Source organism: Noviherbaspirillum sp. (assembly GCF_035654295.1).
Taxonomy (GTDB): Bacteria; Pseudomonadota; Gammaproteobacteria; order Burkholderiales; family Burkholderiaceae_D; genus Noviherbaspirillum.
On record NZ_DASRXF010000168.1, the window covers coordinates 1 to 9,731 of the forward strand.

General features: G+C 63.0%; 8 protein-coding genes and 1 tRNA gene. 8 read left to right on the forward strand and 1 reads right to left on the reverse strand.

What is annotated here, in order from left to right:
- Positions 1–41: 41 nt before the first annotated feature.
- Together VFF99_RS16090 and VFF99_RS16095 are read left to right on the forward strand one after the other, a co-directional pair.
- Complete coding sequence (locus tag VFF99_RS16090) at positions 42–839, forward strand: WbqC family protein (RefSeq protein ID WP_325019652.1); 798 nt, start codon at positions 42–44, stop codon at positions 837–839.
- Between the two features lie 62 nt (positions 840–901).
- On the forward strand, positions 902–1,996 hold the full coding sequence (locus VFF99_RS16095; RefSeq protein ID WP_325019654.1) for a GNAT family N-acetyltransferase: 1,095 nt from the start codon (positions 902–904) through the stop codon (positions 1,994–1,996).
- On the opposite strand, the gene VFF99_RS16100 is transcribed toward VFF99_RS16095, so the two are convergent.
- On the reverse strand, positions 1,993–2,568 hold the full coding sequence (locus tag VFF99_RS16100) for an NUDIX hydrolase (RefSeq protein WP_325019656.1): 576 nt from the start codon (positions 2,566–2,568) through the stop codon (positions 1,993–1,995). The two genes, VFF99_RS16095 and VFF99_RS16100, sit on opposite strands and share 4 nt — an antisense overlap.
- A gap of 159 nt (positions 2,569–2,727) precedes the next feature.
- Between VFF99_RS16100 and VFF99_RS16105 the strand changes: the two genes are divergently transcribed.
- The 6 genes from VFF99_RS16105 to infB form a co-directional block, all read left to right on the forward strand.
- Positions 2,728–2,804 (forward strand) — tRNA-Met (locus tag VFF99_RS16105).
- Positions 2,805–2,970: 166 nt separating this feature from the next.
- A complete protein-coding gene (gene scpB / locus VFF99_RS16110; protein ID WP_325019658.1) occupies positions 2,971–3,948 on the forward strand; it encodes an SMC-Scp complex subunit ScpB in 978 nt (325 codons plus the stop codon).
- Positions 3,902–5,434, forward strand: coding sequence for a 23S rRNA pseudouridine(2605) synthase RluB (gene rluB, locus VFF99_RS16115; protein ID WP_325019660.1), 1,533 nt, complete (start codon positions 3,902–3,904; stop codon positions 5,432–5,434). Before scpB ends, rluB begins: the two co-directional genes overlap by 47 nt.
- Before the next feature lie 284 nt (positions 5,435–5,718).
- The gene (rimP, locus tag VFF99_RS16120) at positions 5,719–6,204 is read left to right on the forward strand and encodes a ribosome maturation factor RimP (protein WP_325019667.1); all 486 of its coding nucleotides are present in this window, start codon (positions 5,719–5,721) and stop codon (positions 6,202–6,204) included.
- Positions 6,201–7,760, forward strand: a complete 1,560-nt coding sequence (gene nusA / locus VFF99_RS16125) for a transcription termination factor NusA (RefSeq protein WP_325019662.1) — start codon at positions 6,201–6,203, stop codon at positions 7,758–7,760. The genes rimP and nusA overlap by 4 nt, the downstream gene beginning before the upstream one ends.
- A 51-nt stretch (positions 7,761–7,811) precedes the next feature.
- A partial coding sequence (gene infB, locus VFF99_RS16130; protein ID WP_325019665.1) for a translation initiation factor IF-2 occupies positions 7,812–9,731 on the forward strand: 1,920 nt, incomplete at its 3' end.

Below are 9,731 nucleotides of genomic sequence, written 5' to 3' on the forward strand. Positions count from 1 at the left end.
CAGATCGGCGCAAACTATGCCGAGTGCTTCGAGGTGCTGCGATGGGTGATGTGACGCTCGCGGTGCACCAGCCGAATTACCTGCCCTGGCTCGGCTTTTTCCACAAGATGTCGCGCGCGGACGTCTTTGTCTTCCTCGATACCGTCCAGTTCGCACGCCGCGGCTATACCCACCGCGTGCATGTGCTGGGGCCGGGCAGGACGCAGCTTTGGCTGACGCAGCATGTGCGCAAGCGCGCGGTCGAGGAGCAGGTGATCCACGATCTCGCATTTTCCGACCGCTTCTGGGTAGACCGGCACCTGAAGACCTTCGAGGCGTCCTACGGCAAGGCGCCGTATTTCGACAGCGTGTTCGCATTCCTGGAAGACAGGCTGCGTGCTGGCAGCGAGCCGCTGGCGCGCCTCAATGGGAGGCTGATCCTGGACATCGCGGCGCGTCTGGGGATCGCGCCGCGGGTGCTGTATGCATCCGAGCTGCCGCCCGCGTCGGTATCGTCTCCGAGCGAACGGATTGCGCAAATCGCCGACCATCTGGGCGTACAGCGATACTTGTCGGGTTCCGGCGCGCGGGCATACAACGATGTGATCGTGTTCGGCGAGCACGGCATCGAGCTGGTCTACAACGACTTCAAGTGCATGCCCTATCCGCAGCGGAACCTGCCGGAAGGGCAGGAGTTCGTTGCCGGTCTGTCGATTGTCGATGCCTTGTTCAACATCGGTTTCGACGGCGTTGCCGGCCTGCTGTGGCCGGAGGAAGGCATGCGGCCGCCACCAAGGACGAATCCGAACAGGACGCAGCCCAGGCCGGGCGGAAAGGCAGCCTTGCAGCCTTCACTCTGACCCTGACATCGCGCGTTGCCGCGAAAGCATGGGCGGAATGCATCGATGAACGGGAGGCGACTATGGAAGCGGCTATTGCAGCCAGTGCGCCTGCGCGACGCGCAGAAGTGAGCGAGCATTGTTATCTGAACGAGATCCCCGCGTTCGCGGAAGCGGAGCTCGCGAGACTATACGGCCACATCCACTCTTCGCTGGCCTTTTTCAGGACCTTCAGGCCGCGCGACGGGGTCAATACCTATGTTGCCCGGCAGGATGGGGTGCCAGTCACATTACTCGTATTCCGGTGCGCCGGCCGGCGCATCGACGTCTATAACGAAATGTGCTTTATACCCGAAGCAGACATCGGGCGCTTCGCGCGCTATGTGTTTGCGCATTTCGATCACGTGCACATCATCAGTTTCAAGGGAGTGTTGAGCGACCCGCTGCGGCTGCCCTTCCCGATGCTGCGCTACGATGCGAAGGAAAACTGGGAGATCGAGCTGCCGGCCACACCCGAGGAATATACCGCCCGCCTGGGCAAGGCGACGCGCGAGAACGTCAAGCGTTACCGGCGCCGCCTGGAGCGCGACCATCCATCATTCGAGCAGCAATTCTATGCCGCGGGTGAAATCGACGAACAGCAGGTGCGCGACATCCTCGCCCTGAGCCGCTCGCGCATCGAGGCCAAGAAAATGAAGTTCGGGTTGGACGAGGCCGACGAGGCGCGCGTGGTGAGCCTTGCCAAAGAGTGCGGCTTCGTGACCGTCCTGCGCGTAGGCGGGCAGATTTGCGCGGGGACGATCAGTTATTGCGTCGGTTCCGAGTATCTCGCGCACATGATCGGGCATGATTCCCGCTATGACGCCTACTGGGTCGGAGCGCTTTGCTGTTACACCACCATCTGCGAAAGCATTTCGCGCGGCGCGAAAAAATTCCATATGGGCGGCGGCCGCAATGAATACAAGACCCGGCTGCTCGGGGTACGGCGCGACATGGACCGTATCGACATCTACCGCTCCTTCGGCCACCTGTTCCTCCATCTCGACGAGGTATTGAAGGCGGGTGTCAGGGTGGTCAAGCGCAAGGCCAAGGTCTGGCTGCTCGAACGAGAGAAAGGCCGGGTGACGCAGTCAGTCTTCCGCGTGCTCCACGCCCTGAGGAGGCTGCGGCGGAACTAGTCGGGTTGCCGCATCGGCTTGCGCACGTCGCGGGAGTGAAATGCATAGCTGCCGCCGGAGCTGCGGATGCGCGCCAGGTCTTCGAAGAAGTACTTGAGCGTGACGCCCACCGTCGGAAAGGCGATGTCGTTCCAGGGAATTTCCGCTTCCGTAAACAGCGCGACTTCGAGGCTTTCCGTGCCGGCCTGGTAATCGAGGTCGAGCAGCGTGGCGCGGTAGAAGAGGTGAACCTGGTGCACCTGCGGCACATTGAGGAGGGAGAAGAGCTCATGCAGCTCGACGCGCGCGCCCGCTTCCTCGAAGGTTTCCCGCATTGCCGCTTCGGTCGTGGTTTCCTCGTTCTCCATGAAGCCGGCGGGCAGCGTCCAGAAGCCGTAGCGCGGCTCGATCGCGCGCCTGCACAGGAGAATGCGGGTTTCGCCATCCTGCTCCCAGACGGGGATGGAACCGATGACCATTTTCGGGTTCTGGTAGTGGATGGTGCCGCATTGCGTGCACACATAGCGCGGACGGTTGTCGTCCGGCGGGACCTGCAGTGAAACGGGGTGCGCGCATTCGGAACAGAATTTCATACGGGACCGTGCAATTGTGAATGTGTGCCGTACGGGCGGAGCGGCGCGCGGCGACCTGTTCGATTGAGAAAATGACCAGCACAAGTGTATCACCGCGCGAAAGTTTTTCGATTGCATTTGCTTTACCGCCTGAGGCGAGCTATAATTGATGTTTCCAGACGCGGGGTGGAGCAGTCTGGCAGCTCGTCGGGCTCATAACCCGAAGGTCGCAGGTTCAAATCCTGCCCCCGCAACCAAGTCTTTTGTCTTATCAATTCCCGCCTAAATCAGACCTAAAACAAATCAGGCGTCGGAATAGCATCAACTGGGCATCAACAGGTTCTCTGACCGGGCAGCATCCAGAATGCCTGCCGTTGACGATAACTTCTGCACATTGCTAGTAGAAAACAAGACGCCAAAAAAATGAACACAATTGAGGCGAAGAAAGTCCTCGAGACCGCGTTGCTTTGCGCGCATGAGCCGCTGTCGATCAACGACATGAAGAAGCTCTACGTGGAAAACGGTGAGGCCGATGAGGAGGTCGGCGCCGACACGATCAAGTCAATGCTGGAAGAGTTGCGCAGCGATTGGGCCGACAAGGGCATCGAAATCGTGAGCCTGTCCACCGGATGGCGCTTCCAGAGCAGGCCGGAAATGAAGAAGTACCTGGAGCGCCTCAATCCCGAGAAGCCGCCCAAGTATTCGCGTGCGACGATGGAGACCCTGGCCATCATTGCCTATCGCCAGCCGGTGACGCGCGGCGATATCGAAGAAATCCGCGGCGTCACGGTCAATTCGCAGACCATCAAGATGCTTGAGGACCGCGGCTGGATCGAGACCATCGGCCACCGTGACGTGCCGGGACGTCCGGCCTTGTTCGCGACGACCAAGCAGTTCCTCGATGATCTCGGCCTGAAGTCGCTCGATCAACTGCCGCCGCTGCAGGATGTGTCGAAGGAGGCCGCGCAGGGCAGCATGCTGCCCGAACTCCAGGCGCTCGAAGGCGAAATGCAGGCGAGCCTGGACCAATCGGCCATGGACTTCGCCGCTGCGGGGCAGCCCGCGGAAGGGTTGGAGCAGGCGGAGGGCATGTCCTCCGGGATGCTGGAAGCCGCGTCCGAAGAGGGCGAGGCCGCTGCGGAAACGCTTGCGGAAGACGTCGCGCCGGCATCCGGCAACAATAATTTTATAGAAGCCGTGCAGAACGCCGGCGACGAATCCGGGTCTGAACCGGACACCGGGACCGAAGAACCCGTTTCCACCGCCGCCGAACTGGCCGAGGCCAGCAATGCCGCCCCCGCCCATGACGAGCAGGAAAGCGCGGCGAACCGCCAGCATAATCAAGAATCCGACGATGAATCTGCCCAACCACAACGATTCCCACGTGGTCATAGCCACTGAAGCCACCAGCCGCACCGACAATGGAGACGATCGGGCGCCGGCCCGCGGCGAGACCGCCGCGGCCGAAGACGGCCAGGCGGAGCAAGGCAAGAAGAAAGCGGCCAAGCGCGGTGTGCGCGGGCCGCGCAGCCTGCGCCGCGCACGCGCGCCGCGGGAAGAAAACGACGAAGGCGCCGCCAAGGTAGTCGCCGAATCCGGGACCGACGCCACCCAATCGGCCGAAGGCGCCGGCACTGATGCGCCGAAGGCGCCGCGCAGCCCCGCGCGCAAGCGCGATGAGCGCCAGAAAGCCAAGCCTGCGCAGAAGCGTGCCAAGCCGGCAGGCGGTGCGGCAAAGCCAAAGCCGGGGGCGAAAGCAAACGTCGCCGACGACATTTTTTCCTTCGTCACCTCCGGAGCGTATGACGCCGAGGGCGATGAAGACGGGCGCCGCAACGGACGCCAGCAGCAGAAGGCGGTACGCCGCGACCTCACCGCGGAAGACGATGCGCCCAAGCTGCACAAGGTGCTGGCCGACGCCGGACTGGGCTCGCGCCGCGACATGGAAGAATTGATCATCGCCGGCCGCGTATCGGTCAACGGCGAGCCTGCGCATATCGGCCAGCGTATCCTGCCCACGGACCAGGTGCGCATCAACGGCAAACTGATCCAGCGCAAAGTCTCCAAGCGTCCGCCGCGCGTGCTGGTCTACCACAAGCCCGCAGGGGAAATCGTCAGCCACAGCGATCCGGAAGGGCGCCCCTCGGTGTTCGAGCGGCTGCCGACGATGAAGACCGGTAAATGGCTGGCCGTGGGCCGCCTGGACTTCAATACCGAAGGGCTGCTGCTGTTTACGACTTCCGGCGACCTCGCCAACCGCCTGATGCATCCGCGTTACGGCATCGAGCGTGAATATGCGGTTCGTACGCTGGGCGAGCTCGAAGAAGGCATGCGCCAGAAGCTGTTGAGCGGCGTCGAGCTGGAAGACGGCGTCGCGCAGTTCTCGAAGATCGCCGATGGCGGCGGCGAAGGCGTCAACAAGTGGTACCGCGTGACGATCGGCGAAGGGCGCAACCGCGAAGTGCGGCGCATGTTCGAGGCCATCGGCTTGACGGTCTCGCGCCTGATCCGCACGCGCTATGGCGCGCTCACCCTGCCGAGCAACCTCAAGCGTGGACGCTGGGAAGAGCTCGAGGAGCATGCGGTGCGCGAACTGATGGCCTTGAGCGGGTTGGAAAAGCCGGCCGCCCAGGGCAAGCCGCGCCAGGGCGAACGCAACGGCAATACATTCGACAAGGCGCAGGGTCAGAAGCGCGGCCAGGGGCGCGGCAACAACGGCGGCCGCGGCCAGGGTCAAGGTCAAGGTCAAGGCCAGCAGCGCAGCCGGCAGCCGGATCCGCTGCAGACGGCGCTCGGTTTCCCCGACGCCGGCCACGGACGCCGCGGCGGGCAGATGCGCGCGGGCCTCGGAATGCAGGGCATGGCGCGGCGCCGCGGCAGGGGTTGAGACACCGTCGTCGGGTGTGGAATTTCCCCAGGGAAACGGTTGGCCTCCGGTTTTGCCGCTGAGGCCGCCTTTTCATTGCGGTGCGCCAAATAATTGTTTATAATTAGAGAGTTAACAAAGGTTGGCTCGCAACCAGGGGGCAATCAGGCGCCGCCTGAGTTGGTGTAGTTGGTGCGGGAGCGATAAAAAAGAGATGGGCAGATGCCCATTTTTTTTTTCTTGAACGCTTTGTGTGGCTTTTTGTGGGCGTGCACAGCCGGCCTGGACCGTTGCGGAGAATTGTTTTGCGGTTGCTGGATTTGATTGAAAAAACCGTCGTTGGCATGGGCTACGAGCTTGTCGATTTCGAACAGGCGGCCCACGGCTTGCTGCGCGTGTACATCGACTTCCCTCCCGAGGATGCGGACAAGGGAAACATCACGGTGGAAGACTGCGAGAAGGTGAGCCACCAGCTGTCGCACATGCTGACGGTGGAAAACGCGAATTACGAGCGGCTTGAGGTATCGTCGCCCGGCCTCGACCGTCCGCTGAAGAAGCACGCCGATTACGTGCGCTTCGCCGGGCACGAGGCCATTGTGAAGCTGCGCATGCCGATGCCCGGCGCAGCCAACCGTAAATCCTTCCAGGGCATCCTGCATGCACCGGAAGGCGATACGCTCAAGCTGGAATTTGAAGGAAAAGAGGGGCCGGCGATGCTGGATTTTACGCTCGCCGATGTGGATAAGGCACGCCTGGTGCCAAAAGTGGACTTTAGGAGTCGCAAAGCATGAGTCGCGAAGTTTTGTTGTTGGTCGATGCGCTGGCACGAGAAAAAAACGTCGATAAGGAAATCGTATTCGGAGCGCTCGAGCACGCGCTCGCGCAAGCGACCAAGAAACGCTACGAGGGAGAAGTGGACATCCGCGTCTCCATCGATCGCGAATCGGGCGAGTTCGAGTCCTTCCGCCGCTGGCACGTGGTGCCTGACGAGGCCGGCCTGCAGCTGCCCGACCAGGAAGTGCTGCTGTTCGAAGCAAAGGAACAGATTGCCGACATCGAAGTCGACGACTACATCGAAGAGCCGATCGAATCGGTCGAGTTCGGCCGCCGTTTTGCGCAGGACACCAAGCAGGTCGTGCTGCAGCGTATCCGCGACGCCGAGCGCGAACAGATCCTGCAGGACTTCCTCGCCCGCGGCGACGCGCTGGTGACGGGCACCATCAAGCGCATGGAGCGCGGTGATGCCATCGTCGAGTCCGGCAAGATCGAGGCGCGCCTGCCGCGCGACCAGATGATCCCGAAGGAGAACCTGCGCATCGGCGACCGCGTGCGCGCCTACATCCTGCGCATCGACCGCAATGCACGCGGCCCGCAGGTGATCCTGTCGCGCACCGCGCCGGAATTCATCATGAAGCTGTTCGAGCTGGAAGTGCCGGAAATCGAGCAGGGCCTGCTGGAAATCAAATCGGCCGCGCGCGACCCGGGCGTGCGCGCCAAGATCGCCGTCTTCACCAGCGACAAGCGCATCGACCCGATTGGTACCTGCGTCGGCATGCGCGGCTCGCGCGTGCAGGCGGTGACCGCCGAGCTCGGCGGCGAGCGCGTGGACATCGTCCTGTGGTCGGAAGATCCGGCGCAGTTCGTGATCGGCGCGCTGGCCCCGGCCAACGTCACCTCGATCGTGGTGGACGAGGAAAAGCATGCGATGGACGTCGTGGTGGACGAGGAAAACCTTGCCATCGCCATCGGCCGCGGCGGCCAGAACGTGCGCCTGGCATCCGAGTTGACCAACTGGCAGATCAACATCATGACGGCGGAAGAATCCGCCGACAAATCCGCCGCCGAGAGCGCCGCGACCCGCAAGCTGTTCATGGAAAAGCTCGACGTGGACGAGGAAGTCGCCGCGATCCTGGTGGACGAAGGTTTTTCCAGCCTGGAAGAAATTGCCTACGTGCCGATCAGCGAAATGCTCGACATCGAGGCATTCGACGAGGAAACGGTCAACGAACTGCGCAACCGCGCCCGCGACGCGCTGGTGACCGAGGCGATTGCCTCCGAGGAAGGCCTGGAAGGCATGGAAGAAGAGCTGGTCAATCTCGACGGGATCGACCGCACAACCGCGGGCAAACTGGGCCTGGCCGGCGTCAAGACGCTGGATGCGTTCGCCAACATGGCCTATGACGAATTCGGATCGATCCTGGCATTGCCGATCGAACGTGCGCGTCAGCTGATCGAAAACGAATTTGCAGATGTGACCGATGATGAAATGCGGCTGATCGACGCCAAGTACGACGACCGGGCACGGGCGTTGCAAGCGAAAGCGCGAGAACTGGTCGAGGCCAAATAAGCCGGACCGCCCAAAACATCATCTGCCATGCCATATAGAAAAGAGGACTGAATGGCGAGTACCAACGTAGCCCAATTTGCCACCGAACTGAAGATGCCGGCGGACTTGCTGCTGACGCAATTGCGCGCCGCAGGTGTCGAGAAGAGTTCGGCGTCCGACCCCTTGTCGAAGGAAGACAAGGACAAGCTGTTGAACCACCTGCGACGGGCGCACGGCGCCTCGCCTGACGGCGAGAAGCGCAAGATCACGCTCACCCGCAAGGAAACGACCGAAATCAAGCAGGCCGACGCCACTGGCAAGTCCCGCACCATCCAGGTGGAAGTGCGCAAGAAGCGCACCTTCATCAAGCGGGATGAACCGCAGGTCGAGGAAACCGCTGCCGCCAAGGCGCCCGCGGCGCCCGTGATCGACGAAGCGGAAGTTGCGCGCCGCGCGGAAGAGGCACGCCGTCAGGCCGAGCTGATTGCGCGCCAGGAAGCGGAACTGCGCGAAAAGCAGGAGCGTCTCGCCAAACTCGAAGCGGAAAAGGAAGCCCAGGCCAAGGCCATGCGCGAAGCGGCAGAGGAAGCCGAACGCCGCGCCGCCGCCGAGGCAGCGGCCGCCAAGGCCGAGCAGAACCGCAAGGAAATGACGGCTGCCGAGGAAGCCAAGCGTGCCGCCGATGAGGAAGCGCGCAAGAAGGCCGCCGAACAGGAAGCCCGCGAAGCCGCCGAGCGCGCTGCCGCGACCGAGCGCGCGCGCAAGGCCGTTGCGGATGAAGTGGCACAGATCAAGGCGATGATGAGCGCGCCGCGCAAGGTGATGAAGGCTCCCGAGCCCGCGCCTGCACCGGTGGCCAAGGCTGCCGAAGGCACGCTGCACAAGCCGGCCGAGAAGAAACCCGCCGATAAAAAGGACGACAAGAAGCCGGCCGTCGGCGACAAGAAGTCGATCAAGTCGGCGAATGTCTCGTCCACCTGGCAGGACGACGCCGCGAAGAAGCGCGGCGGACTCAAGACGCGCGGCCCCGGCGCCGCGCCGGGCGGCCGCGACGGCTGGCGCAGCGGCCCGAAGGGACGCCGCTCGCACGGCCACGACGATCAGCGCGAATCCAATTTCCAGGTACCGACCGAGGCCATCGTCAAGGAAGTGCACGTTCCCGAAACCATCACCGTAGCCGAACTGGCGCACAAGATGGCGGTGAAGGCATCGGAGCTCATCAAGCACATGATGAAGCTCGGCCAGATGGTGACCATCAACCAGGTGCTGGACCAGGAAACCGCGATGATCCTCGTCGAGGAAATGGGTCACAAGGCGTTCGCCGCCAAGCTGGACGACCCGGAAGCGATGCTGGAAGAGGCCGGTACCCATGCGGATGCCGAACTGCATCCGCGCGCGCCGGTCGTGACCGTCATGGGCCACGTCGACCACGGCAAGACCTCGCTGCTGGACTACATCCGCCGCGCCAAGGTTGCCGCGGGCGAAGCCGGCGGCATTACGCAGCACATCGGCGCCTACCACGTAGAAACGCCGCGCGGCATCATTACCTTCCTCGACACCCCGGGCCACGAGGCGTTCACCGCCATGCGTGCGCGCGGCGCCAAGGCGACCGACATCGTCATCCTGGTGGTCGCTGCCGATGACGGCGTGATGCCCCAGACCAAGGAAGCAATTGCCCACGCGAAGGCGGCGGGCGTGCCCATCGTCGTAGCGATCAACAAGATCGACAAGCAGGGCGCCAATACCGACCGCGTGACGCAGGAGCTGATCGCCGAAGGCGTGGTGCCGGAAGCCTACGGCGGCGACGCGCCGTTCTGCCCGGTATCCGCAAAGACCGGCCAGGGCATCGATGACCTGCTGGAAAACGTATTGCTGCAGGCGGAAGTGCTGGAACTGAAGGCGCCGATCGATACCCACGCCAAGGGCCTCGTCATCGAAGCCAAGCTGGACAAGGGCCGCGGCCCGGTCGCCACGGTGCTGGTACAGGCCGGC

Coding starts and splice junctions, on each gene's coding strand:
- nusA (WP_325019662.1), top strand. CDS start 6,201: ATGAGTCGCGAAGTTTTGTTGTTGGTCGATGCGCTGGCACGAGAAAAA.
- VFF99_RS16100 (WP_325019656.1), bottom strand. CDS start 2,568: ATGAAATTCTGTTCCGAATGCGCGCACCCCGTTTCACTGCAGGTCCCG.
- rluB (WP_325019660.1), top strand. CDS start 3,902: ATGAATCTGCCCAACCACAACGATTCCCACGTGGTCATAGCCACTGAA.
- VFF99_RS16095 (WP_325019654.1), top strand. CDS start 902: ATGGAAGCGGCTATTGCAGCCAGTGCGCCTGCGCGACGCGCAGAAGTG.
- VFF99_RS16090 (WP_325019652.1), top strand. CDS start 42: ATGGGTGATGTGACGCTCGCGGTGCACCAGCCGAATTACCTGCCCTGG.
- scpB (WP_325019658.1), top strand. CDS start 2,971: ATGAACACAATTGAGGCGAAGAAAGTCCTCGAGACCGCGTTGCTTTGC.